The 24,010-nt window shown below is 61.4% G+C and carries 18 protein-coding genes and 1 riboswitch; of the genes, 8 read left to right on the top strand and 10 right to left on the bottom strand.

Translation table 11 applies throughout. The annotated features are described in order from the left end of the window. Positions 1-33: 33 nt before the first annotated feature. From sufU to ACZ2GY_RS04910, 3 genes are all read right to left on the bottom strand, one after another. Positions 34-540 (bottom strand): Fe-S cluster assembly sulfur transfer protein SufU, encoded by a 507-nt coding sequence (gene sufU / locus ACZ2GY_RS04920; RefSeq protein ID WP_346028787.1) that lies wholly within the window; start codon positions 538-540, stop codon positions 34-36. Then, positions 537-1,853: an aminotransferase class V-fold PLP-dependent enzyme gene (locus tag ACZ2GY_RS04915; protein ID WP_471673173.1), complete on the bottom strand. Its 1,317-nt coding sequence runs from the start codon at positions 1,851-1,853 to the stop codon at positions 537-539. The genes sufU and ACZ2GY_RS04915 overlap by 4 nt, the downstream gene beginning before the upstream one ends. Before the next feature lie 64 nt (positions 1,854-1,917). Beyond that, positions 1,918-2,820, bottom strand: a complete 903-nt coding sequence (locus ACZ2GY_RS04910) for a F510_1955 family glycosylhydrolase (RefSeq protein WP_471673172.1) — start codon at positions 2,818-2,820, stop codon at positions 1,918-1,920. Positions 2,821-3,070: 250 nt separating this feature from the next. Beyond that, positions 3,071-3,145: riboswitch (cyclic di-GMP riboswitch) on the top strand. An 18-nt stretch (positions 3,146-3,163) separates the two neighbouring features. On the opposite strand from ACZ2GY_RS04910, the gene ACZ2GY_RS04905 reads away from it, so the two are divergent. The 4 genes from ACZ2GY_RS04905 to ACZ2GY_RS04890 all read left to right on the top strand — a co-directional run bounded on the left by ACZ2GY_RS04905 (position 3,164) and on the right by ACZ2GY_RS04890 (position 6,867). Further along, positions 3,164-4,873 carry an FG-GAP-like repeat-containing protein gene (locus ACZ2GY_RS04905; protein WP_082566082.1) on the top strand — a complete coding sequence of 570 codons (1,710 nt, stop codon included), beginning with the start codon at positions 3,164-3,166 and terminating at the stop codon, positions 4,871-4,873. 173 nt (positions 4,874-5,046) lie between these two features. Further along, positions 5,047-6,183 (top strand): glycosyltransferase family 2 protein, encoded by a 1,137-nt coding sequence (locus tag ACZ2GY_RS04900; protein ID WP_471673171.1) that lies wholly within the window; start codon positions 5,047-5,049, stop codon positions 6,181-6,183. Between the two features lie 2 nt (positions 6,184-6,185). Continuing rightward, positions 6,186-6,374 carry a hypothetical protein gene (locus ACZ2GY_RS04895; protein ID WP_056548746.1) on the top strand — a complete coding sequence of 63 codons (189 nt, stop codon included), beginning with the start codon at positions 6,186-6,188 and terminating at the stop codon, positions 6,372-6,374. Between the two features lie 112 nt (positions 6,375-6,486). After that, complete coding sequence (locus ACZ2GY_RS04890; RefSeq protein WP_056548748.1) at positions 6,487-6,867, top strand: Hpt domain-containing protein; 381 nt, start codon at positions 6,487-6,489, stop codon at positions 6,865-6,867. On the opposite strand, the gene ACZ2GY_RS04885 is transcribed toward ACZ2GY_RS04890, so the two are convergent. The 5 genes from ACZ2GY_RS04885 to ACZ2GY_RS04865 all read right to left on the bottom strand — a co-directional run bounded on the left by ACZ2GY_RS04885 (position 6,864) and on the right by ACZ2GY_RS04865 (position 16,798). Further along, positions 6,864-9,512 carry a LuxR C-terminal-related transcriptional regulator gene (locus ACZ2GY_RS04885; RefSeq protein WP_471673170.1) on the bottom strand — a complete coding sequence of 883 codons (2,649 nt, stop codon included), beginning with the start codon at positions 9,510-9,512 and terminating at the stop codon, positions 6,864-6,866. The two genes, ACZ2GY_RS04890 and ACZ2GY_RS04885, sit on opposite strands and share 4 nt — an antisense overlap. Positions 9,513-9,881: 369 nt before the next feature. After that, entirely contained in the window at positions 9,882-12,581 is a 2,700-nt protein-coding gene (locus ACZ2GY_RS04880; RefSeq protein ID WP_471673169.1) for a LuxR C-terminal-related transcriptional regulator, read from the bottom strand. Between the two features lie 7 nt (positions 12,582-12,588). Beyond that, complete coding sequence (locus tag ACZ2GY_RS04875; protein ID WP_471673168.1) at positions 12,589-15,258, bottom strand: helix-turn-helix transcriptional regulator; 2,670 nt, start codon at positions 15,256-15,258, stop codon at positions 12,589-12,591. Positions 15,259-15,555: 297 nt separating this feature from the next. Further along, entirely contained in the window at positions 15,556-16,143 is a 588-nt protein-coding gene (pth, locus tag ACZ2GY_RS04870) for an aminoacyl-tRNA hydrolase (protein WP_471673167.1), read from the bottom strand. A gap of 10 nt (positions 16,144-16,153) precedes the next feature. Next, complete coding sequence (locus tag ACZ2GY_RS04865; RefSeq protein WP_056548757.1) at positions 16,154-16,798, bottom strand: 50S ribosomal protein L25/general stress protein Ctc; 645 nt, start codon at positions 16,796-16,798, stop codon at positions 16,154-16,156. A gap of 297 nt (positions 16,799-17,095) precedes the next feature. Between ACZ2GY_RS04865 and ACZ2GY_RS04860 the strand changes: the two genes are divergently transcribed. The 4 genes from ACZ2GY_RS04860 to ACZ2GY_RS04845 all read left to right on the top strand — a co-directional run bounded on the left by ACZ2GY_RS04860 (position 17,096) and on the right by ACZ2GY_RS04845 (position 21,288). Then, positions 17,096-17,671 carry an arsenate reductase/protein-tyrosine-phosphatase family protein gene (locus ACZ2GY_RS04860; RefSeq protein ID WP_471673166.1) on the top strand — a complete coding sequence of 192 codons (576 nt, stop codon included), beginning with the start codon at positions 17,096-17,098 and terminating at the stop codon, positions 17,669-17,671. A gap of 14 nt (positions 17,672-17,685) precedes the next feature. Next, complete coding sequence (locus tag ACZ2GY_RS04855; protein ID WP_471673165.1) at positions 17,686-18,120, top strand: VanZ family protein; 435 nt, start codon at positions 17,686-17,688, stop codon at positions 18,118-18,120. A gap of 216 nt (positions 18,121-18,336) precedes the next feature. Next, positions 18,337-19,803: a tyrosine-protein kinase domain-containing protein gene (locus ACZ2GY_RS04850; protein ID WP_471673164.1), complete on the top strand. Its 1,467-nt coding sequence runs from the start codon at positions 18,337-18,339 to the stop codon at positions 19,801-19,803. Further along, positions 19,804-21,288 carry a sugar transferase gene (locus ACZ2GY_RS04845; RefSeq protein WP_471673163.1) on the top strand — a complete coding sequence of 495 codons (1,485 nt, stop codon included), beginning with the start codon at positions 19,804-19,806 and terminating at the stop codon, positions 21,286-21,288. It abuts the gene before it with no gap. 700 nt (positions 21,289-21,988) lie between these two features. Here ACZ2GY_RS04845 and ACZ2GY_RS04840 read toward each other — a convergent pair. Together ACZ2GY_RS04840 and ACZ2GY_RS04835 are read right to left on the bottom strand one after the other, a co-directional pair. Then, the gene (locus ACZ2GY_RS04840) at positions 21,989-23,188 is read right to left on the bottom strand and encodes an MATE family efflux transporter (RefSeq protein ID WP_471673162.1); all 1,200 of its coding nucleotides are present in this window, start codon (positions 23,186-23,188) and stop codon (positions 21,989-21,991) included. A gap of 45 nt (positions 23,189-23,233) precedes the next feature. Further along, positions 23,234-23,908 carry a glycosyltransferase gene (locus ACZ2GY_RS04835; RefSeq protein ID WP_471673161.1) on the bottom strand — a complete coding sequence of 225 codons (675 nt, stop codon included), beginning with the start codon at positions 23,906-23,908 and terminating at the stop codon, positions 23,234-23,236. Positions 23,909-24,010: the final 102 nt, after the last annotated feature.

Raw genomic sequence — 24,010 nt, 5'->3', positions numbered from 1 at the left:
GTCGCTGCGCCCCTCCCGAGGAACACACAACGGTCAGGAGTTCGCGGCGAGGACCGCTTCCTCCAGGGCCACCCACGCGAGCATGGCGCACTTCACTCGCGCCGGGAAGCGGGAAACGCCGGCGAACGCAGCTGCGTCCCCCAGCACCTCTTCATCCGGCACGATGGTCCCGCGCGAGCGCATGAGCTCACGGAAACGATCGAGCTGCTCCATCATGTCGTCGCGGGTTTCTCCGCTGACCAGTTCGGTGAGGACCGAGGCCGACGCCATGGAGATTGCGCAGCCCGCTCCCTCCCACGCCACCCGCTCGATGCGGGAATCAGCAATCCACACCCGCAACGTCAGTTCGTCGCCGCAGATGGGATTGAGCTGGTGCGATGCGCCGGTCGCCAGAGAGCCGGTTGCCGGCGAGCCGGCAACCGGCTCTTCCTCAGGCACAGAACCAGCGCCCGACGCCGGATCCGTGCTTCCCTGCCCCACCCGCCGTTTCGCGTGGTCAAGGATGATCTGTTGGTAGAGGTTCTCGAGTTCGCTGCTCATGCCGAGGCTCCGGACGCCGCTGCTCCAAAGAACGAACGGACTTCGGCAACGGCGGTGAGGAACGCGTCCACCTCGTCGGTGGTGTTGTACAGGTAGGTGCTGGCCCGGGTGGACGCCGTCAGCCCCAGCTTCCGGTGCAGCGGCTGCGCGCAGTGATGGCCCACCCGCACGGCGATGCCGCGGGAATCGAGGTACTGCCCCACATCATGGGCGTGGACGCCGTCAACATCGAACGCCGCCAGCCCGATTCGGGGCTGACCCGAACGCGGGCCCAGCACCCGGATTCCGTCGATCGCCTCGAGGCCAACCACCAGCCGCTCCCCCAACAGGCGTTCCCATTCCTCGATCCGGTCCATGCCCGTCTCGGCCAGGTAGTTCACGGCCGAGCCCAGCGCAACCGCCTGCGAGATCCGCTGGGTGCCGGCCTCGAACCTGGCCGGCGGCGGAAGGTACTCGGCACGCTCCATGGTGACGGTGGTAATCATTGAGCCGCCCGTGAGGAACGGCGGCATCGCGTGCAGGTGCTTCGCCCTGCCGTACAAGGCGCCGATTCCCGTGGGCCCGAGCATCTTGTGCCCGGAGAACGCAACAAAGTCCACGTCCAGCGCCGCAACATCGAGCGGCAGGTGCGGCACCGACTGGCAGGCATCCAGAACGGTCAGGGCTCCCACGCCGCGGGCGAGGGACACCAGCTCAGCCACCGGGTTGATGATGCCCAGCACGTTGGACACATGCGTGAACGCGAGCAGCTTGGTGCTGCCGTCGATCACCGAGGCGGCTTCCTCAAGGCGGAGGGCGCCGTCGTCGTCGACTGGAATGTAGCGCAGGGAAGCACCGGTACGCGCGGCAAGTTCCTGCCACGGGATCAGGTTGGCGTGGTGTTCCATCTCGGTGACCACAATGGAGTCCCCCGGGCCAAGCGCATACGGGCGTGCGGCGTCCCCGCCGAGGCCCAGCGAAGCGTTCGACAGGCTGTACGCAATTAAGTTCAGGGCCTCCGTGGCGTTGGACGTGAAGACGATTTCATCGGGTGAGGCGCCAATGAAGGATGCAACGGTGGTGCGGGCGAACTCGTACGCGTCGGTCGCTTCCACCGCGAGTGAATGAGCGCCGCGGTGCACGGCGGCGTTGCGCTGTTCGTAGTACTCCTGCTCGGCCTCCATCACGCTGATGGGGTTTTGGGAGGTGGCTCCGGAATCGAGGTAGATCAGCGGCCGGCCGTTGAGTTCATTGGCCAGTAGCGGGAAGTCATTGCGGATGCGGCCCACTTCCTCATCCGAGAGCGGATGGGATGGAGCTGACAGAATGGGCATGGAACTCCCTCGACGGCGAATGTGCGCTATTCAGTCTACTGCCGGCGGGTTGGTGTGGACCCGTTCATTGCCGGCTCGACCTGAGGGCGGTGAAGGTCTGTCCGTTGTCGTTGGATACCTGCACGCTGTCATGGGTTGCAACCCAGATGCGCTGGGTCGAGCCGTCGATGACCTGCGTGGCAATGGCTGACGCCTCGCCCTCAACGCTCCCCTGCGCCACCCAGCTCACACCGCCGTCACTGCTCGTGTAGACGCGGCCGTCGGGTCCGATTCCGGCCGCCTTCTCCTCAGACAGTGCCGTGAACACCAGCAGAGGGGCATGACCAACAGTGGCCCACGTTGCGCCGCCGTCTGCGGAACGCTGGAGGCCCTTCTCCGTGGTGGCGAGGACAATGCTGCCCCGCGGCGATCCGGCGAGATGATGGGTGGGGAACTGGCCATCCGCAGCCTGCCATTCAGTGCCGTCTTCGGTGACCTTGAGTTCGCCGTCGAACCCCACGATTCCGCCGTGGGTCGCGGCGAGCGCATGGAAATCGGATTCCCCCTGCAGGGACAGCGGTTCCCAGGTGCGGCCACCATCGGTGGATCGGATCAATCCCACAGGGTCCGGCAGGCCGGAGCCTGGGCCGGGATGGCCGGACGCATAGAACTCGTCGGTGGCCGCAGCAGTGAAACCCATCAGGTCAATAGTGGGCCCGATCTTCACCGCCGGCGAAGCGGAGACATCAAACAATCCGTCGTGGGTAGCCAGGAGCACCCGGTTGGTGGCCGGGTCCACGCTCATCCCGTGGATGTGCGCCGCGGGATAGTCAGACGCACCGGCAGTCGCATTCTCTGAGGGGCCGGCCCCGGCACAGCCAGTGAGCACAAGCAGTACGACGGCGATAGCAGCCGAGCCCGATGCCCACCGCGAGCGCGGTGCATGTGAGTGGGAGCTGACGACGGCGTGTGGGAACCCAAGACGCATTCTGACTCTGATGTTGCCGCCCACCCTTTTTGGTCTTCGTTTCCGGTTCCCATCGTACGAACGTCCGCCGCCCTCCTCCAATTCAGCGCCGGCAGCACTTGCGATGCCTATCGATACCGCCGGCTCCCCTTGGCAGAACTTGTGATTTTCCTGCGGGATAGCTGGCTTTTATCGGCATCCTTCCCTGCGATTGACCTTCCATAATCGAAGAGCCGCTGATTCCAGCGGTAGAGCGCATGGGTCAACAGCTCATCGATAACGGCACACCCGGTGCAAGCCGGGGTCGCAAAGCCACGGGGCCCCAGGGGTCAGCCGGGCTACCGAACAGCGTGGAGCCTCAGCTATGTTTGACGTTTACCGTACGTCCGGAAGCAACCGGTCCCTCCAGTCCGTGCCGCTGCATCGGAAGCTCACCGCACTCGCTGTGCTGCTGGTTTCGAGCGTTCTCATGGCGTCTGCCATTCACCCGGCGCAGGCAACCGAAAGCACCTCCATGGCTACTGATCCAGGTCCCGCCGGTGATTTCTCCTGGAAAGGGTACAACTGGGAAAAGCGGTTCTGGGATGGAGCACCGCACTACACCAAGGATTATGACGCGGCGAACGTGAGTGACCCGGACGCCAACGGGCATGTCACGCTCACGCTCTCCAACCCGACAGGGAAAGCACCGGTCGCTGCTGAGTTCCAGTCCACCCGCCAGGGATTTGGCTACGGCACTTACAGCACAACCGTTGAGAAGAACATCGGACTGCTGCAGAAGGAAGTCGTGTGGGGGTGCCTGTTCACCTATGATCCGGCTGCAGCGCCGGGCTACAACGAAATTGATCTGTGCGAGGCATCGGCCTGGGGCGGCGGCGCTGCGTATGGCGAATCCTGGCCGGTCACGCAGGGGCACGGCTACTGGTTTGACGCGACAAAACCACCGGGCCAGGGAAACAACACGATTACCTTCGGCGCAACCAGCGACGCGGTACTCACGCATCGGATGGTCTGGGAGCCCCGGAAGATCACGTTCGAGACCTTCGCAGGAGAAGGCTATTCCGGGAAGCTGCTCAAACGCACCGTGCTCGAAGGATCAACGGTTCCGGTTCCCGCCAAGGAGGCAATCCACTTCAATCTGTGGGTGACCGGCGGCGGAGGAGGTAAACCGTCCGTCGTGAAACCCGAGAAGGTTGTGATCCGCGACTTCTCCTTCACACCGGCACCTCCGGTAGCACCTCCTGTTGCAGCGCCAGTAGAGCCAGTAGCACCAGCCCCAGTGGAGCCGACGCCAGTGGCACCGCCGGTAGCACCAGCGAACAGCACTACCGGCTTCAACGGTGACGGCACGGCGGACGTCGTAGCCCGGGACAGCTCGGGGGCACTGTGGCTGTATGCCGGTGATGGTACAGGCGGTTGGCTCGGGCGCACCCAGCTTGGCCACGGCTGGCAGGGTTTCAACAGCATTCTCACTCCGGGTGATTTCGACGGCGACGAAAATCCCGACGTGCTTGCCCGTGACGGGGCTGGAGCGTTGTGGCTCTATGCGGGGGACGATTCGGGTGGCGTGCGCTCCGGAGTCAAAATCGGCTGGGGCTGGAGTGAATTTACGAGCCTCCTCGCGCCGGGAGACTTCAACGGTGATGGAAACGTCGATGTCATGGCACGCGACAAGTACGGCGCCCTGTTCCTCTACCCGGGCAACGGAACCGGTGGATGGAAGTCGCCGGTGAAGATCGGATCAGGCTGGCAGGGCTTCAGTACCATCCTCGGCCCCGGTGACTTCAACGGTGACGGAAACGTCGATGTCATGGCACGGGACAAATACGGCGCCCTGTACCTGTACCCGGGCAACGGAACCGGTGGATGGCAGCCCCGTGCGAAAGTCGGATCAGGCTGGCAGGGCTTCACCGCCATCCTCGGCCCCGGTGACTTCAACGGTGACGGAAACGTCGATGTCATGGCACGGGACAAATACGGCGCGCTGCACCTGTACCCGGGCAACGGAACCGGTGGATGGCAGCCCCGTGCGAAAGTCGGCTCCGGATGGAACGTTATGACCAGCATCTCCTGAGGCCAAGTAAGTGAGCCCAAGTAAGTAAGCCCACGTAGGCTCCACGTAATAACCCGGGCGTGCGGGGAAAAGTAACGTAATTCTCGCGTGCCTTTTGCGTAGCAATTACTTGTGCCCTCCTCTCAAGAAACAAATAACCTTCTGAGCAATTACTAATTGCTCAGGGGGAATGAATGCCTACTGCTCTGGCTCGGGAGCATGCCGTCACTGTGCCACGCGCGAAGAAAACTCGGGTGATTGCGCTTATCCCGGCGCATAATGAGGAAGAACTCATTATCCAGGCGGTACAAGGTCTTCTGCAGCAGACCTACCGCCCAAACGAAATCATCGTCGTTGCAGATAATTGCACGGACCGCACCGTTGAACTTCTGCGGGACGCACAGCTACCCTCTGTCTCTGTCTTCGAGACCACCGGGAACTCAGCGAAGAAGGCCGGCGCCCTCAACCAGGCCCTGGCAGAACTGCTGCCGGAACTTTCCGATGATGACACGGTGCTGGTGCAGGACGCCGATTCCATCCTTGACGCCGGTTTCATCTCCAGTGCCCAGCGGCACATCAAAGCCGACCCCACTTTGGGCGCAGTCGGCGGCACGTTCCGCGCCGTCCGGGCCGAACCTGGGGCTCCACGCTCAGAACGCTTTCTCATCCACCTACAGGACAACGAATACGCACGGTACGCCCGGGACGTCCGCCGCCTGAAAGGCAAATGCCTGGTGGTGACTGGAACTGCAGCGATGTTCCGAACGAGCACTCTCCGGCGGATTTCCCAGTCACGCCTGAGGGGCGAGCTGCCCGCAGGAGACGGATCGGGTGGAATCTACGACACCACAGTCCTCACCGAGGACAACGAGCTGAGTTTTGCTGTCATGACGGTCGGCATGAAACTCCTGGCACCCCGCGATTGCCTGCTCGTCACCGACGCCATGAAAACGTGTCGCGAGCTCTGGCTGCAGCGGCTGCGGTGGAAGCGCGGAGCTGTTGAAAACTGTTTCCAGTACGGCTTTACCCGTGTCACCGCCGGCTATTGGGGGCGCCAGCTCTTGAGCCTGGCAGGCATTTTGGTGACGCTTGCCTACCTCGGGTCCCTGATCTGGAGTCTCATCGCCATTGGCAGCATCAGTATTCATCCGTTCTGGCTCGCCATTACCGGAATATTCGTTCTTGAGCGGTTTGTCACGCTCAAGGACAAGGGCTGGAGCCACCGCATTCTTGCGACCACGCTGTACGAACTCCCCTATGACTTTTTCCTCCAAATAGTTCATGCCCGCGCATATTTCGATGTGATGCGGCGATCCGAAAGAAAGTGGTAATTATGTACAACAATCCAAGCTCACCCATGGCAGCCGGACTGGGATCCGGGGCCTTGGCCTACACAGGCGCCGGAGACATCTTCTGGGTCGGCCTGGCCGGGTTTGCACTTCTAGCTACCGGCATGGCCATCGCCCGGATGGTACCCCGCTCCGAGGCGGTCGCCGAGGTTCCGGACAGCAGCGGCAACTAGCGACGACGGCAGGGCGGGCGTTGAAACGCCCGTCCTGCCGCCGCCGGCCTGCGCAACAAGACGCTCGTCGAACACTCAACTGAGCAGCCAAGATGACCTGAGGAGGTGCTGGGTGGCCGCACACGATCTTCCACCGCTTCTGGACCTGACTCAGTTGTGGGCTATGGAGTCAGATTTCCCCAGTCCTGAACCTGTCCATCGGTTCGTCGAGGACTTCATCCTCATCTGGAACGACCGCCTCATGCGGCTGCGGAGCGCCCTGGCAGACGGAGATCACCCTACCGCCGTCAACGTGCTGTTGGGGATCAAGGTTTCATCCGTAATGATCGGCGCCAAACAACTCAGATACGTCGCTGGAAACATTGAGGCAGAACTGCGCGGGGGTACCGCTGAGGTAACGGAAAGCTTGCTGGACGCCCTGGCTGAATGCGGCACCCAGACAATCCACCAGCTCAGCCGAGAATATCTCCACCGGACATCCCTGTACGGTTAGGACGCTTCCCCCTCAAGAGCCGCAATCAAGTCGGCCCTGTTGCTCACTCCGAGCTTGACGTAGATCTGGTACAGGTAGCCCTCCACGGTCCGGACAGAAACGTGCATCTGCTGGGCAATCTGCCGATTGATCAAACCTGACTTCACCAGCTGTGCCGCTTCCCGTTCGCGCGGAGTTAGCAAGTTCAACTGCTCGTCGGCGTCTGCATCATTCAACTGCAACCCGCTATTGACGATGACGCGCTGCACCTGTCGGGTGACGTTCCGGTCGCCCGATGCTACGGCCATGGACCGGGCGGACTCCCTGACCTTTGCCGCAAACAGATGATTACCCAGGTCCTCTGCCATGTGGACGGCCTCGAGCAACAGTTCCGGTTTCTTCATGGTGAGTCCTTCACCAAAGAAGGAACAAAAATCGGAGAACGGTCCCTGGGTGCGGCTGGCTGTTTCAAGGAGCGCACGGGCGGTCGATTTGGTTCCCAGCCGCAGCGCCGCGGCACGGGCAATCAACTCCAGCCCGAAGTTCCCTGCCGAGAACTCCTCGCCGGCCTGTTCCTCCAACATCGAAACCGCTTGATCGGATGATCCCAGTAAGGCCAGCGTCATCGCCCGGAAGTAGCGGAGCGTAAAGAGCGGCAGCCCTGCCGGTGTCACTCGCTCGCTGTCTTCCAGCGGCAACATCAGCGGCCGCACCTTGCCGAAATCACCCTGTAGCGCGTGACAGAAAGCCGTTGCCGCCGAGCATACGCACCGCAGCCCACCGGGATCCCAGACCTGCAACTGGGCAAGCGCGGGAACCAGCGCTGCGAGCGCTTCCCCGGGCCGTCCAAGCCGAGCGAGCGAAATCCCATCCATGAATTCACCCGCTGTGCCGTCTCCGGACGTCAGGTGAAGCTCGGGCGTGATGCCGGTCCAGCCGGCGTCGGCCTTCTGACCGGTGATGAGGCAGATCAGCTGGACACGAAACATCAATCGTGCACGGATCCGGTGGGCTAACCGGAGGTGCTGCAATCCGGCTGTGACTTCAGCGGCAAGGGCCAGGGCCTCCTGCTGCCTGTCCCTGATTGCATCGGCCAGGGCGAGCAGGCAGGTGAGCTGGATCCCGATTTCAGAAACGGGAGCGCCGGACTCCCCTTGCTTTCCGTCGAGCATTGGCCTGATCAGTTCGTAGCGACCCTCTGATGCGGCCCGTTCGGCTTGCGCCAGGAGAATTTCATCGTTCCCGGAGACATCGACGAAAGCGGGGGACGGTGCCCTTCCCGGAGCACAGCCGTGCCCGGCCAGGATGGAGCGCGCCACCTCGATCTGGACTCGCACTGAGCGATGCTCGGGTTTCCGGAGGCGCCTCTCATCCTCTGCTGAGAGGCAGTAGCGCGCCGCGACCACGAACATTTCCATTGCTTCGACAGCTGATCCCTCATCATCAGCAGCCAGATGAGCCCGCGCCGTTTCCAGGCGCAGCGCCGGGTGGGTACTTCCATGCTCGCCCAGGCACGCGGCAACCATAAGGGCTGACGTCGGATCATCATGGTCATTGGCATACGCCAGAGCACGCAGTCCAGACTCCTCGTCCAGCGACAAACCGCACTCCATCATCCACTCTGCGTAGCGCACCGGATGAATCGCCGGCACTGTGCTCTTGGCCTGAAGTTGCCTGACCCGCGTCAGTAGCTGAAGGCGCCTGAAGGAGCCCACACGTTCCCGGATGACAACAGCCACGAGATGATCGGTGACCACAAGCTGGGAAGTGTCGCGGGCAAGATGGATGGCTCCAATATCCTGCAGATGGTCCAGATCCTGTACGGACCCCAAAGCTGAGACCATCCCCATCGAAAGGTGCCCGGCCAGGGCGAGCGTTTCGAGTAGCTCGGCCTGCTGGGCGGTCAGCGGACCCAGGTGTGCCATCACCGCGTCGGCGGTGGGGTGCGAAACTTGCATGTGGGCTCGGCCAAGGACCCAGACATCCCCCTGGCGCAGGATCTTTCCGCAGCTGACAAAGTCATGGACCAGCAGCTTCATCAGCCGGGCGTTCCCGGCTGCGTATCCCCATAAGGCATGAACAGCACTTCTCGACAGGGGTCCTTTGAGCGTCTGGGCCAGCAACTCATGGGCCTCTGACTGCGACAGTTCGTTGAGATCAATGCGGAGCAGTGCGCCCTCCAACCACAAGGTCATGAGGCTTGACGGGCAGTCCGTGAGATCCCTGCAGGCAATGAGCAGCTTCACTGAGAGATTCAACGCGAGTTGGGCAATAACGTCGGCAGACACCGCATCCAAGCTGTCCGCATTGTCCACGGCGATGACTACCGTGCCCTGATTCGGCACGTTCCCGAGATGGTGCGCCAACGCCTCGACGAGCATCTGCGGCTCTTGCTCGGCGCTCAGGCCGAACTCCTTGAGCAGGAAGGCTAGTGCGTTCAGCGGCTTGCCGGAAGACAGCGCGGTCCCGCGCAGGTAGATGACCCGGCCAATCGATTCCGTCCCGTCAAGCACCTCGTGCAGGAGATTCGACTTCCCGACGCCCGGCTTTCCGACAATCACCGAGCCGAAGAGGTATGCAGAGGTCAGTGACCGCGATACCTCGGAGACGGCCTGCTGCCGGTCCGCTACAGGAGGCGCAGCGCTGGCCACCCATGGTGAAATCATGCCTACGCACCCCCATTCCAGACGGTTCACTGCACCGCCTTGTGGGCGGATTCGCGGACGAGCGAGCGATCAAGGATCTGCTGGCCTCATAGCAGCCTCAACCGAATAATAAGACATGTGAAGCGACGATGGGTTAATCTCCAGCTCCGACTAACAGATTCGGAACGGAGGATCAAACGGATCGGTTGACTGGAGCGCAATCCCGCACGCGCTGCCCCGCGTAAAAGGAGCCGACGACGGCTGGGGACGAGCCTTAGTCTGGGGAAGGCTTCGACGTCGCCGGCTCCACTCATCACTGTAGGAAAACTACCCACTTCAAACACGAGTAGTAGGTACCCGATTTTCCCTCCCGCGTAGCGCGTAGGGTACTCAGCCCATACTCGCTGGATCAGCTCCCGGCAGCTCATCACGGCTGGTGATCCCGAGCTTGGCGAAGATGCGGTAGAGATGGCCTTCAACGGTGCGCACGGATACGCCCTGGGCTTCGGCGATATCCCTGTTGGAATAGCCCTGGCCGGCCAGCCGTGCGATGTCCAGCTCGCGCTGGGTGAGCTTCGATGTGGAACGCACCGCCTCGAACTGCGGGCTCTGCAGCCCTTCGAGCTGCCCGATGATTGTATTGAGCTTCTGCTGGACCGTCCGCGACTTATGCTCTTCTCCGCGCAGTGAGAGGTACCGAACGGCCTTGCCCAGGCACTCGGCGGCCACCAGCAGATAGCCGGAGGTCTGGGCCAGCTCGGCTGCGTCGATCAGCGCGTTCGGGTCCTTCCGCATCGCCGCCTTCGCCATCGCCGTCATCACAGCGCCTTCGGGCCCCTCGAAGGACTCGGTGAGCTGGGCCAGCGGTTCAAAGCACCGCTCATCCCCCAGCCGTCCTGCCAGTTCATAGGCGACGGCGGCCAGCACGGTCATGCCGTCAGTCACCGCCTGCTTCGCCAGCACATGCAGTTCCTCGATGCTCCGGGCAGCGCCCTGGAACAGCGCGTTCGCCGCGACCACGTGCACCTTGCCAAGGAGCTGCGCCTGCCGGGTGCCGATACTTGCGCCGGCCTCGAACTCAGTGGCGTACACCTTGGCGCGGGTGGTGTCCCCCACCATGGTGCACGCGAACGCCGCCAGTCCCAGCGCCATCGGCATGAGCTGGTTGGAGTCGGACTCGCGGAGGCCCTCCACGCCGAGGATCAGCGCGGTCCGGGCACTTCCCATGAGGCCCTTGCGCAGCGCGATGAGCCCCTCGGAGAGCTCCGTGATGCCGGTGAAGGAGGAGGGACCGCTGGCCTTGCTCCGCACCAGTGTGTCCAGGAGCTCCTCGATCTCATCCCAAAGCCCGGCGTGGGCCATCGAGACAAAGTGGCGGGTGATGACAAATTCCGAGTGCCCCAGGAACTTATGCCCATGGGCCGCGATGATCTGCAGGGCTTCCTTCGTGGCCTCGGTGCCCTCGATCGACTTACCGATGGACCCGAGAGCCTCCCCGAGCAGGCTGAGGGCAGCGAGCCGAACCTCGTCGGTGCAGTACTGGTCCGCGAGGACCACCCGGAGAATCGCCGCAGACTCCTTGAACCTGCCTTCGTAGTTCAGGGCGAAGCTCTCCAGGATACGGTGACCGTTGGCGGATACGCCCAGCCCGATTGCCACCTGCGGATCATCCGGAGGCTCCATCACTGACGCGATCCGGTCAGTGATGCGTTTCCAGCGCGCTACATCCTCCCGGATTCGCTCGGCCGCGTTGGGACCGCGTACCCGAAGCGCCACTGACAGCATCGATGCCTCCTTGGCGAGGGCAAAACTCTCGCACTGATCGAGCACCTCATCGACAATCTCGCGGGCATACGGGAGGTTCCCCCGCGTGGTCTGTGCCCGTGCAATTTCCACCATCGCGTTGCCGCGGAGCTTCGGTGCGTGCACGGCCCGGGCAGCGCGCAGGGCGAACTCGGAATCGTGCAGGCGGTTGGCCACCACCGCCGCCCGCAGCAGCGTCTTGTCATCGGGCGGTAGCCCGCAGTCCAGGCCCCAAGCAACAAAGCGCAGGAAGCCGTCAGCCGTACTGGAATCATGGTCCAGGACCTGGAGCACTTTCCGCCGGATGGTCAGGCTTCGGCCGGCGGGCACGTCCTGGCGGATCACTTCACCGTAGAGCGGGTGGCTGAGGGTGACCAGCCGGTCTCTGCCCCCTTCGACGGCGATGAGCCCGTCCTCCTGCAGCGCGGTCACAGCCGGCCGGTCCGTGCAGTGGACCAGCGCGTCCAACGGCATGGGTTCGGCGAGCGCCAGCGTCTCCAGCACGGACAGCTCTTCCGGCGTCCGGCGCCGGAAGCGGACCTTGATCAGGTCCACGAGGCTCACGTCCAGCGGTGGCGCCGGACCCACGAGGCGCCACACCTTGTTGCGCACGCCCAGGTAGCCTGAGCGTTTTCCCTGGCGCAGCAGGGCCAGCAGGAACATGGGATTTCCGCCGGAGGTCTGGGCGAGGGTGGCGCTGACGCTGGACAGCACGTCGCCGCCCAGTTCACGCCGGCAGAGCTCATGTACCTCCGGGGCACCGAGCGGCCTGACCTCGTACCGGCGCAGCAGCCCGTCCTGGTGCAGGGAACCAAATTCCGACGACGGATTGGGCGCCGTGCGTGCCAGCGCCAGCACACGTGCCCGCCGGCCTGCGATGAGCTGGGAGAGCAGCACGCTGGTGTTGTCATCGAGTTCGTGGGAATCGTCCACGAGGAACAGCGGCATTTTCTTCTTCTGGCCGTTGCTGCTTGATTCCAGGTGCGCCATGATGCTGCGGTACACGGCTACGGAGGAGCCGACGTCGCTGATGGACAGTGAGTGGAGGTACGGTGAGAGCGCTCCGAAGGGCACTTTCCGCAGTGAGGGACTGGCAGAGATGGGAAGCACGGCTACGCTGCCGTCCAGTTCCTTCGCTACGGTCCGCGCCAGCGCTGTCTTCCCCACGCCGGCCTCGCCAACGAGAATGGCTCCCAGGTACTGGGATCCGGACAGCACAGAGGCGATTTCCTCGACAAGGTCTTCGCGGCCAATGAGATCCTGGCTGCCGTCAGTGGATTCCCCCATCAGCCGCCTATTCCAGGAGCAGAGCCAGCTGGCTACGCGATGACACTCCGAGTTTCGAGTAGAGCCGATAGACGTGGCCTTCAATGGTCCGTACGGAAACGCACATAACTTGAGCTATATCACGGTTGGTCCGGCCCTGCGCTACCAGTACTGCAATGCTACGTTCGCGGTCCGTGAGGGATTCGAGTGCACCCCGCCTGCCGGCGACCCCGGGGGCGCCGACGTCGCGAAGCACCTTTCCGGCGGCGGCCACAGTGACCTGGTCGCCGCTTTCCTGGGCCAGCTCGGCCGCCAGCCTCGCTGCATCGGCGGCCAGCCGGCAGTTCCCGAGCTCAGCAGCTTTCTGCGCGGCGAGCAGCAACTGGTGGGTGTCCTTCGAGGCGATCCCCTTCCCATACAAGGCGCACACTTCAGCGAACGGTCCCTGCGAGGCCAGTGCGGAAGACACTAGCCTGTCCGCTACTGAATCGAGCCCGAGCTGGACACTTTGGCACAGGAACAGGAGCTCGTGGCCGTGATTGCCCAGTGCGCGGTCTTCATCGGCGAGCTGCAGCATCCGTTCGGCTACCTCTGCCGGAGCCTGCGTGGCGGTGGTGGCCAGCGCTGCGAAGTACTCAGCAGCGCGTGACGTGTGCCAGGACAACCGTTCCGGCCGGTGTTCCGCCCGCTCCAGATGTTCGAGGGAGGCGCGGGCCTCACCCACCAGTGCGTACGCGTAGGCGGCGGTTGCCTCGGCCACGGGAAGCGTGTGCTGCCGGTCGTGGACCCGCATCTGGCTGAGCGCGGGAAGCAGCTTGTCGAGTGCTTCAGAGCCGCGGCCCGCATACGCGAGCAGGCAGCCTTCGGCGAACTCGGAGGCGGAACCGTCATAGGCGCTTTCCTTGCCGTGGTTCGACGGGGAGGCGGCCATGTCAATGCATTCGTTCCAGCGTCCGGATAGCACGAGGAGCTTGAAAACCCGCGCCATGGCGGCTTCCTGCAGCAGTGAGTCGGGGCTGGTGTCCATCAGCCGCGCCATGACCGTGGAGGCGAGGCGAATGGCGTCGTCCTGGCGTCCGGTCATGGCCAGCGCCTCGGCCAGCCAGCCCAGCAGGGTCGGGTTCTGCTGTTCAGCGGTGTGGTCGGTGAGCAGGTAGCCGAAGCTTTCCAGCAACTCCGCGTATCTGCCGCTGTAGCCGGCGAGTTCGGCTTCGAGTTCGTCCACATCCCGAATGAGGCCGTTCAGGTCCGCAGAGACCGCCTCGGCTGCAAGCCGTTGCCGGACCTCCCCGAGGAGGGGTTCGGCTTCGGCATACCGGCTAGGATTTTTCATGAGCAGGCGGCACTGCAGCAGCCTGATGTCCAGCCAATCCTCAAAGTGGGGTTCGGCGTGGGTCTCGAGGAACTGGTCAAGGACGGTCAGGCCGCCGGCGAAGTCGGCCTCGACGCCCATCGCCCTGGCTTCCTCGATCACCGCCTGGGATAGCGCGGAGTAATTGGGGATGGCGTGGATGAAGCGTAGCGCCAGTACTCCCTGGCGGTGCCGGTTGGCGAGGCGGGCGGCGTTGATCAGGTTTTCTGCCGGGATGTCAGCCCCGGATTCGATGCACCAGGAGGCGAAGGTCATGCGGGCAAGCGCGGGGATGTCCCACTCCTGCGCTTCAACTGCGAGCGCGCGCATCAATTCACGGCCGCGGCCCAGCGGAACCTGGGTGCGGACCACCTCGCTGACAAGGCCATTTGCAATCCTCACCAGCGGCACATCCGTCCGCTCAACGCGGATGGCCCGTGTGATCTGCAAGGCGTCAACGGCTGAGGAGGGGACAAAGCGGAGCAGGAGGTCCAATGGAATCGCTCCCACTACGGAGATCAGCTCGATCGCCTCGCGCTGCTCCGGGGGCAACCGGCGCAGGCGGACCATGATCCAGTCCGTCATTGACCGCCGCGTCTTCGGTGCGGACAGTGGCTTGGCCACCCACACGCCGTCGCGCTCCAGCATTTCGCCGGAATCCACCTGCTCGCGGGTGAGCGCCTGGAGGAATAGCGGGTTTCCGCCGGTGATGTGCCACATGCTGGCGGCAGCGGCCCGGGATACCGGTGCATCGAGGGCGGCCGAGAGCAGCCGCGTGGTGGAGGCGAGGTCCAGCGGCTCGAGGTCGATCCGCCGGAGCGCCCCGTCCTTCCAGAGGTCGCAGAATTCCTCGGGTGAGGCGTCGATCGACTGGCAGATGGCAATCAGCTTGACCGCGTCTACGCGCACCAGGTGGGCCAGTGCCATGGCGGAGGAGGAGTCGAGTTCCTCGAGATTGTCAGCGAGGATGAGGGTCTGCCGGCCGTCGTCCCGCCGTGCGTAGAGTTCCTGCAGTCCGCGCAGCAGCATCAGGGGGTTGTCCACAATCGCGTCGTCGAGATCGCTGAGGACAAAGCTGAGGGCTCCGTAGGGCATTTTTGATGCGAGTGCCGAGCCGCGGACGTACACGAGTTCGAACGAGTCATCGAGCTGGCGTGCCATGCGCTGCGCCAGCGCGGTCTTTCCCACCCCGGAGGGGCCGGTGATGATCACTCCGCGGCAACTGCTGTCCAGCAGGGCGTCCCGGACGTCCTCCAGTTCCGCGTCACGGCCTATAAGCGGCCACTCGCCGTGGACGTTCAACATCGCGGGCCCCCGGTGCTCCGGAACCTTTCGCCTGGTGGCCATACGGTATCGATCAACGGTGCCGACAGTTCATTGTCTGCACCGGACATTGCTAGATCATTCATAAGTCCGCCCCAACACGTCATGCGCTAGGCCAATAGACTACGCCGGATCAGGACAGAAGGCACCCATTATTTCCTTGATTTATCAACCATGTGTAGCAACCCGGTGGCGCGCACAAAAAAGGGGCCGACGTTGGGATGGGGGTGGCCCAGTCTCAGAGGCCGCCCAACGTCGGCCCCCGCTTTTGGGGCCATCAGGCCATGCAGTCCTGTTCGGAACTGCAGATCCAGTTTACCGCTATTTTCCCGCAGAATGAAACTTCTGCTGAGTGGTCAGCAAACCCTCCAGTACAACGCTTTCGACGGCGTCAGCCGCCTCTTCCAAAAGGATTGGAAGGTCCTTCTTTTCCGTGGAGCTGAAGTCGCGGAGCACGTAGTCCGCGGCTTCCTGCCGGCCCGGAGGACGGCCCACGCCGACGCGGATCCGCAGGTAGTCCTTGGTGCCGAGAGCCTTGCTCATATCCCGCAGGCCGTTGTGGCCGCCTTCTCCCCCGCCGATCTTGAGCTTGATCGTGTTGAAGGGGATGTCGATCTCATCATGGACGGCCACCACGTGGTCCGGCTCGATCCCGTAGAACTTCGCCAGCTGCGACACAGGCCCGCCGGTGAGGTTCATGTAGGTGAGCGGCTTGGCAAGGATCAGCTTCGGCCCGCCTATTCCCAACCTGCCTTCGAGCACGACGGCGCGTGCCTTGGAGGTGCCGAACTTGCCACCCAGCCGCGCACCCAGCACGTCGAGGACCATCTGGCCCACATTGTGCCGGTTGCCGGAATAGCCGGGCCCGGGATTCCCGAGCCCGGCTATCAGCCAGGTGTTGTCAGACACTGGTGGGTGCTTAGGACTCTTCGGTGGCCGGAACCACATCGCCGGTGGCTTCCTCAGCGGAGGCGTCGCCGCCGTCGGAGTCAACGCCGGTCTCGGTGGCGGTCTCGCCGAGGTCTTCAACAACCGGCGAGGAAACGTTGATGATCAGCGTCTCTGCTTCGGTGAGGAGAGTAACGCCCTTGGGGAGGCGGATATCCGAGGCATAGACGTGGTCGCCCACGCCGTGGCCGTCGAGGTTGACGGTCAGGGACTCGGGCAGGTGCGTTGCCTCGGCCTCGACGGTGACGGTGGTCTGCTCGAGGTTGGTGACAACGCCGGGCTTGGGCTCGCCCTCAACGTGGATGCTGACCTCAACCTGGACCTTCTCGCCGCGGCGGACGGTCAGCAGGTCAAGGTGCTCGACGATGCGCTTGAGGGTGTTGCGCTGCACGTCCTTGGCGAGGGCCAGGTGTGCTTCGCCGTCTACGTCGATGCTGAGCAGGGCGTTGGCGTGGCGGACCGCCAGGGTGGTTGCCTTGGCGGGCAGCAGCACATGGATGGGGTCGGCGCCGTGGCCGTAGATGACGGCGGGGATCTTGTTGGCGCGGCGTGCCTGGCGGGCAGCGCCCTTACCGAAATCGGTGCGCAGTTCTGCGACGAGCTTCTGCTCGGACATAATGTCTCCTGAGTGTTTATGGTCTTCTGGGCGTACCGTGCGATGAGTTGACGAAAGCCCAGGACCATCCGTGCGCAGCATGTGCGCGTACTTCAGGAAAGCCGCTAGCCACCGTCGATCACGGAGAGGATTCTGGAATTACCAGCCTCTCCCTCGCCTAGGCATCGCAGACCATCCTACCGTATGCAGACACATAGACAGTTCCGGGACCGGCGGCAGGTAGGCTCAGTACGCAGTCTCGTACGCTGCTGCCGGCGACTCTCCGCGCCCGGTAAGGACCTGTCAGGAATTGGGGCCATGACAACGGATACTCCGTTTCGCATTCTTGCCGTGTGCACCGGCAACATCTGCCGCTCCCCCATGGTGGAGCGCCTGCTGCAGAGCGCGTTCGCCCGGATTGCGCCCGGCGAGTTCGAGATCTCCAGTGCTGGCACGGGAGCGATGGTGGACTACCCCATTGACGCGCAAGTGGCCGGCTTTGTCCGCGTGTTCGACGGCGACTCCGAAAACTTCCGCGCCCGCCAGCTTGAGGAACGCATCCTGGAGGGCAAGGACCTCGTGCTGACCCTGACGCGTGACCACCGCGGCCGCGTGATCGAGATGGCGCCATCGCTGCTGCGCAAGACCTTCACACTGCGCGAGTTCGCCCGCCTCATCACCACCCTGGACGGCGACCCGTCCCTGGACGGCCCGCACCGCTGGCGCGCAATCATGCCGAAGGTGGTGCGTGCCCGCACCGTTCACCCATCTGATCCGAGCGATGATGACGTGGTGGACCCCTACCGCCGCGCTGACGAGGTGTACCAGCAGATGGTCCGTGAGCTGGTGCCGGCAGTGAAGACACTCGTGGACTGGGAATACAACCACCGGTGACGGCGGCATTCCCGATGTCATTACAACGACGGCGCTTCCTTGCCGCGCTGCTGACCGGTTACCTGCTGGTCCTGTCGCTGATTGCGTTTTGGCCGTCGCCGGTTGACGAGGGGGCGTCGGGCTTCATTTCTCGCGCGCTTCGTACGTTGCACCGAATAGGCGTGCCGGGCTGGTTCGACTACAGCCTGATCGAGTCCGGCGCCAATGTGCTGCTCTTCATCCCGTTCGGAATCCTGGTCGCTGCGTTTCTGCCGTTGCGGGGCGCGTGGTTCGCGCTGCCGGCAGGGATCCTCGCGTCGATGTGCATCGAGTTGGGCCAGGAGCTCTTCCGTCCGGAACGGGTAGCGACTCCACGGGACGTGCTTGCCAACGCACTCGGTGCGGCAATTGGCACGGTGATCGTGTACGGGTCGGCGCATCGCTGTGACGAGGACCCAGAACGGCGCTGAATCGTCTTCACGCAAGTGCTCCCGGTATCGTCAGTATTGACTAGTTCCCACGGCGGACAGCATGGTCCCTAAGCAAGACTGAAAGATGACCTCGCTGAGGGACAAGGAGGCTCACTGTCGCTTCGACGGTTTCGATTTACGCATAGACATATAGTAATAACGCACGCGGGGCGCCAGCAGATCGCGGCGGCTCAATTCCAAGGGGAGGCTACAAGAATGGAGCTCAGTGATTACTTCCGTGTCCTGCGTCGACATTGGCTACTTATCACAACGCTGACGATTCTAGGCGGTATCGTCGCCGCAGCAGCATCGCTGATAGTGAAGCCAACTTATACGGCTCAGACTCAACTCTTTGTCGCGATCCAAAGCTCCGGGTCCATATCAGACCTCCAGCAAGGGAACGCATTCAGTCAAGCGCGGGTGCAATCCTATGTACAGACGGTGAGTACCCCTGCAGTCCTCCAGCCCGTGATAGATAGTCTTGGGCTCGAAGTGTCTCCCAAGACGCTTGCCGAAGCCATCACAGCAAGCTCCGATTTGAACACCGTTATCATCACGATTTCCGCGACAGCCGGTTCACCCGCTCAATCGGCGGCGATCGCGCAAGCAACCGGAGACAGTCTTATCGACGCGGTCGAGCGATTGGAAAGTCCGTCAGAAGGTGGCACCTCTCCCGTCAAGCTTTCGATCGTTACTCCTGCGGTAGCGCCTGCTGATCCGTCCAGTCCAAATCTCCGGATGAACGTGCTGTTGGGGTTGTTGCTTGGGCTGGCCGCCGGACTGGGCACAGCCCTGCTATACACAAAGCTCGACACGAAGATCCGCAGTGAATCGGACCTGCGTCGTTATTCTGATGCTCCCCTCTTGGGCGGGATCGTTTTCGACGCTGATGCCACAAGGAAGCCCCTTCTCACCCAAGCTCCGCCGCAAAGCCCACGCGCCGAGTCATTCCGCCAAATTCGCACGAACTTACAGTTTGCCCATGTCAGCCACGAAACCAAAGCAATTCTAGTCACTTCATCATTACCTGGTGAAGGCAAAAGTACTACGGCTACCAACCTGGCGATCGCCATGGCGCAGGCCGGTCAGTCCGTGGTGCTCGTGGATGCTGACCTCCGTAGGCCCCGCGTGCACGAGTATCTCGGCCTGGAAGGCAGCGCCGGTCTTACAACCGCGCTGATTGGAAGAGCTGAAGTGAACGATTTACTTCAGCCTTGGGGTGAAGACGACCTCTATGTTCTGACATCTGGTCAAATTCCGCCCAATCCGAGCGAGCTGTTGGGTTCATCCGCGATGAAGAAACTGATCACTCGTCTGGAGAGTACCTTCGATGCCGTCATCGTTGATGCTCCTCCCCTGCTGCCGGTTACAGACGCGGCCGTCCTTTCTCAACAGGTTGGGGGCGTCGTGTTAGTGATAGGTGCGGCGCGCGCCCGAACCGTTCATCTGGAGAAATCTCTCGCTTCATTAGAGATGGTAAAGGCAGATTTGCTCGGAGTAGTGATGAATCTTTTGCCCGCTAAAGGCCCCGATTCCTACTCTCCCGGCTACTATTCGTACGACTCAGACGCCGATGAAAGTAGGGAGGTCTCGAGCAGCGCATCACATATGCGCAATCGCCAAGGGGCGGGATGGAGGGTCAAGGTTAACGCTAGCGACATGCAAAGTAAGGGTAAACCCTGAATGCCGTTGGACGAGCATAAAGCCGCAGCTGAAGTTGCGACACAGCGCACGGAGCAAGATTGGCGTGTGCGCTATTCTCGATGGCTAGCCATTGTGGACGCGTTCGCCGTCACATGGGCAGCTTCGGGTGCCTACATCGGGCGTTTCGGGGTGACTGCGGGGCCGACTCCTCCGAGTGGCGATTCCAATCTCTTGTATATTTTCATATCCTTGGCGGTCGCGATCGCTTGGTGGTCCATGCTAGGGCTTTGGGGAACTAGAGACGCGAAAATCCTTGGCCATGGTGTAGAAGAACTCAAGCGTGTCGTTAGTGCCTCGCTGTGGCTCTTCGGGCTCATCGCGATCGTGTCTTACACGCTCAGTTTTGATACCGCTCGAGGCTATGTAGCCTTGGCGCTGCCGGCTGGCCTTCTATTCCTATCGTTGGCACGACTGACCGTTCGAAGAGTGCTACAGATCGAGCGCCGAATCGGGAAAAGTAGTGCCAGCGTGCTCATCGTCGGCAGTCCAAGCAGTGCTGACCATCTGGCGTCATCGCTAATAAGCCAGCCCTCGGCTGGCTACCTACCTATTGGGTTCTACTTTCCAGGGGGCGGCTCTCGGGAGGAGATCTACCGCGACTACGACTTGACCGTCCTCGGCACTGATCTAAATGTCGACGTTCTAATTCGAGTGATCAAGCAAATCCGACCGGATGCCATAGCGCTTTCGAGCAATGCGCATTTACCCCCAGAAGCTATCCGCAAACTCGGATGGGCTCTGAATGACATGAACATCCGGCTCATCATGGCGCCCGCACTTACAGACGTGGCGGGACCCCGGATCCATACGCAACCAGTCGCAGGCCTCCCCCTGATTCACGTTTCGACCCCGAATCTTGAAAAAGGCCAACGGGTACTGAAACGCGTTTCAGATGTCATCGGCGCCACCACCATAGTGCTGCTCTTATTCCCGATTCTTCTCGTCGTCGCATTTTGGGTCATAGTCGATTCCCGAGGCCCGGTGATCTTCAAACAGCACAGAATTGGTGCAGGTGGGGAGCCGTTCACCATGTTGAAGTTCAGGTCAATGGTGGCGGATGCCGAGGCGCGATTACAGGATGTATCGCTTCTGAACGAGGGGAATGCTGTGCTCTTCAAAGCGAAAAGCGATCCGCGAATAACCACGGCGGGACGCTTCATCCGTCGTTATAGTTTGGATGAACTCCCCCAACTGTTCAACGTGATTGGTGGTTCAATGAGCTTGGTCGGACCACGTCCACCTCTACCATCCGAGGTTGAACAATACGAGGGTCACGTACGAAGGCGCCTCATGGTCCGCCCGGGATTGACGGGCTTGTGGCAGGTGAGCGGACGATCCCTGCTTTCGTGGGAAGATACGGTGCGTCTAGACTTGTATTATGTCGAAAACTGGTCCTTGGCGGGCGATGTGGCCATTCTCTTGCGCACATTTCGCGCCGTCTTTCGGGGTGAGGGGGCTTACTAGTGCCGAAAAAATCTTCTGCGCGTGCCAATGATCCGCCATTGAAGATCAATTCATTGCCGACGAACTCAACTAGACAATGGCTCCAGGGCTCTATGGCAGCAAATTGATAGCGCCGCTCAGCTGACGCTTCCCCTGCCCGATCCACCGAAGATGGACCAGTGGGACGGCCAGCTGCCAGTTTATTACGACTACTTCACGGGTCACCACAGCGGCAGCGGATAAGATGATGGGTACCAAAGTCACCGAACAGCCCACCGCAGGGCAAGCTCGACCTGAGCTATATTAACGACTTGTATTCGGACCGGGTCATGGGCCAATTCGTCGACAGACAAACGCCTCCGCCGCCCAGAACACACCATCGAGCCGTACACTCAGTAGCCAGTCGGGTCCATCGTCCTCACAGACCCGTAGTAGCAGTTCCGCTCCCGCATGATATTTCGCATGGATCGTTCTTCGTCCGGTTCCAGAAAGACTGGCTGAACTAACACATTCGGCAAGCCTATAGCGACATTCACCACCCTGATCGAAAAACTTAATGCCGTCGGCGCCGAGAATTCTCTCGGCAGGAGAGTCGGCTCAAGAATATCGAACGCAACCATCCGTTGCAGTTCCTACACGTCAGATACAAGCATCAGACTACAGGTGCGGCAACATTAGGACCCCGACAACCAGGTATTAGCTTTCCACAGAAAACACCGCTCTAAACGATCCGCGCAGCAACGGCTCCTGGTCCCGGAGCATCACCCTTCAACACTCGACCATAACCGCGAATGAAGCGATGGCTGACCAGGTAAACCAATCCAAGAAGATAGGACGCAGAGGCAGCTATCGCTGCTCCTGTTGCACCTAGGCTTGGCCCTAGAAGAATCAATAGTGCAAAGTCGGTGCTAATCATGAGAAAACATGATATTAACACCCCGTATTTATGCTGCTGGATTAGCTCGACTGCGCTTAGAAACCTGTATATCGCGAGTAACACCACACCAGGAATTAGAATCTCCACTGCAAAGATAGCGCCGATAAACTCGAGCCCAAACAGAAGGGATACCAGAAGGTCAGCCGAAAAGAAGATCACGACACCTACTACTACTGCTGAAACCAGCACAAGCGCTAGGTCTTTGAACCTGATTTTCGAACTCGCTACGTACGATGGTGTTCTGACGACTATCACAGATAAAGAGCCAATAAGGGCAAGCTCGGCCAAAGCGACAGCAGCCGTATACAAACCGACTTGCGAAGCAGTACTCACCCCGCCTAGCACGAGCACATCTGCTCGATACGCAAGGAACAGGAGAACGATGCTTACGCTTGTGCTCGCGACATACGGCCAACTTATAGCCGATTCCCCCGCTGAATTTGTTTCGGCATAGGAGAAGGACCGCCAGTACTGCCAACTGAGGATCCCTATACCGATGCTACCCACGAAGAACCCTCCGACTGCGCCAATCAGACCGAATTCAATGGCACCCACGAGCATTGTTAGGCCCGGAATCAGGACTTGCAGTACCCGGACCCCTGCCAGCAGGGCAAACCTTTGGCTCGCCTGAAGGAACGCTGCCACATATTCAGTGGTGACTAGGGAAGCTGCTCCGAACCATACCAAGCAACCTAGCAAGCCCAGTTGGAGGAAGGCGATATTTTGTTCGATGGTCCAGTAAATTAGCACCGCACCGACCGCGGCACCTGCAGCAAAGATGTGGGAGTATCTGAAAAGCGACCGCACCCTCCGCGTAATTCCAGCAGATAAATTGATGTCTAGGATCACCAACTGTGGTCCGGCCAACATCGCGACAGTGCTCACAGCGGCAGGGAGAAGCGTAATTATCGAATAGCTCCCTTTCGCTTCCGGACCTAAGAGCCTTGCTGACACTATGCCGAATAGGGCGGTCAAAGCTATCACAGCTAGACGGCTTCCTACAGTTAGGAGATATCTCCCGAAGCGCATTTATGCCCGCTCAACTAGTGCACAAAGCGTGTCAATGGATCCTATTGCCTCCGTTGATTTCGCTAAAGCTAGGCGTTCCTCGTTCACTAAACTTCTTGCCTCAGCAATCGCGGCCCCCAACGCTCCAGCCGTATTTGCCAGACTTCTCGGAGTGCGCCCTGTGAAGTTGTACGATCGCAGCAATTCCATGTCCTCCGATTTAGCCACTCCGTGGCAGCCATTAGAGGTGGCTATAATCACAGGGCGTCCAACCGACATCGCCTCGAGAGCACCCCGCCCAGCTGTCACGACGACGCTCGAAGAGGAAATCCATGGGCGTGGATTGTCTGTAGCGCCCACCATGACCACGCGTGAAGAAAGACCCAAAGATGAGACCGTCGCTGCAACGTTTTCAGACTCTGGACCGCCGCCAACAACAATCAATCTACCCTTTGTCGATTGCATCGCGTCGAGCAACGCATATAGGGGCGGCGTCTTATTTGAAGTCAATGTATTCAAAAAGACGATCGGTCCATCCTTATCGTACGCAGCGATAACGTCACCGTAATCCCTGCCCCAGAAAAGATCTGCTCGATAGAGATTACCGAGGTACTCTACTCTTGCTAGAGGATGACTGCGTGTTACCAAACTGAATGCCTCTGCCGTAGCGGTGAAAACCGCGCTCAAGCCCTGCATCGTACTTTCATGGTTACGGAGAGGCCACTCCACTTCGCTCGTACCGTGGACCAGGGCCACACGTGTCGCCGCTGGCCAAAATGTACTCCACCTAGAGAAGAA

It is taken from the genome of Arthrobacter sp. KKT183, assembly GCF_055657625.1.
The sequence above is the reverse complement of the archived record's forward strand: the minus strand, read 5'-3'. Positions and strand labels throughout refer to the sequence as shown.

Bases quoted from the DNA above. Each gene is read 5' to 3' on its own strand.
- ACZ2GY_RS04905 (WP_082566082.1), top strand. From the start codon at position 3,164: ATGTTTGACGTTTACCGTACGTCCGGAAGCAACCGGTCCCTCCAGTCC.
- ACZ2GY_RS04895 (WP_056548746.1), top strand. From the start codon at position 6,186: ATGTACAACAATCCAAGCTCACCCATGGCAGCCGGACTGGGATCCGGG.
- ACZ2GY_RS04885 (WP_471673170.1), bottom strand. From the start codon at position 9,512: ATGATTTCACCATGGGTGGCCAGCGCTGCGCCTCCTGTAGCGGACCGG.
- ACZ2GY_RS04835 (WP_471673161.1), bottom strand. From the start codon at position 23,908: ATGCAGGGCTTGAGCGCGGTTTTCACCGCTACGGCAGAGGCATTCAGT.
- ACZ2GY_RS04915 (WP_471673173.1), bottom strand. From the start codon at position 1,853: ATGCCCATTCTGTCAGCTCCATCCCATCCGCTCTCGGATGAGGAAGTG.
- sufU (WP_346028787.1), bottom strand. From the start codon at position 540: ATGAGCAGCGAACTCGAGAACCTCTACCAACAGATCATCCTTGACCAC.
- ACZ2GY_RS04860 (WP_471673166.1), top strand. From the start codon at position 17,096: ATGACAACGGATACTCCGTTTCGCATTCTTGCCGTGTGCACCGGCAAC.
- ACZ2GY_RS04855 (WP_471673165.1), top strand. From the start codon at position 17,686: ATGTCATTACAACGACGGCGCTTCCTTGCCGCGCTGCTGACCGGTTAC.
- ACZ2GY_RS04875 (WP_471673168.1), bottom strand. From the start codon at position 15,258: ATGGCCACCAGGCGAAAGGTTCCGGAGCACCGGGGGCCCGCGATGTTG.
- ACZ2GY_RS04850 (WP_471673164.1), top strand. From the start codon at position 18,337: ATGGAGCTCAGTGATTACTTCCGTGTCCTGCGTCGACATTGGCTACTT.
- ACZ2GY_RS04900 (WP_471673171.1), top strand. From the start codon at position 5,047: ATGCCTACTGCTCTGGCTCGGGAGCATGCCGTCACTGTGCCACGCGCG.
- ACZ2GY_RS04865 (WP_056548757.1), bottom strand. From the start codon at position 16,798: ATGTCCGAGCAGAAGCTCGTCGCAGAACTGCGCACCGATTTCGGTAAG.
- ACZ2GY_RS04910 (WP_471673172.1), bottom strand. From the start codon at position 2,820: ATGCGTCTTGGGTTCCCACACGCCGTCGTCAGCTCCCACTCACATGCA.
- ACZ2GY_RS04845 (WP_471673163.1), top strand. From the start codon at position 19,804: ATGCCGTTGGACGAGCATAAAGCCGCAGCTGAAGTTGCGACACAGCGC.
- ACZ2GY_RS04880 (WP_471673169.1), bottom strand. From the start codon at position 12,581: ATGGGGGAATCCACTGACGGCAGCCAGGATCTCATTGGCCGCGAAGAC.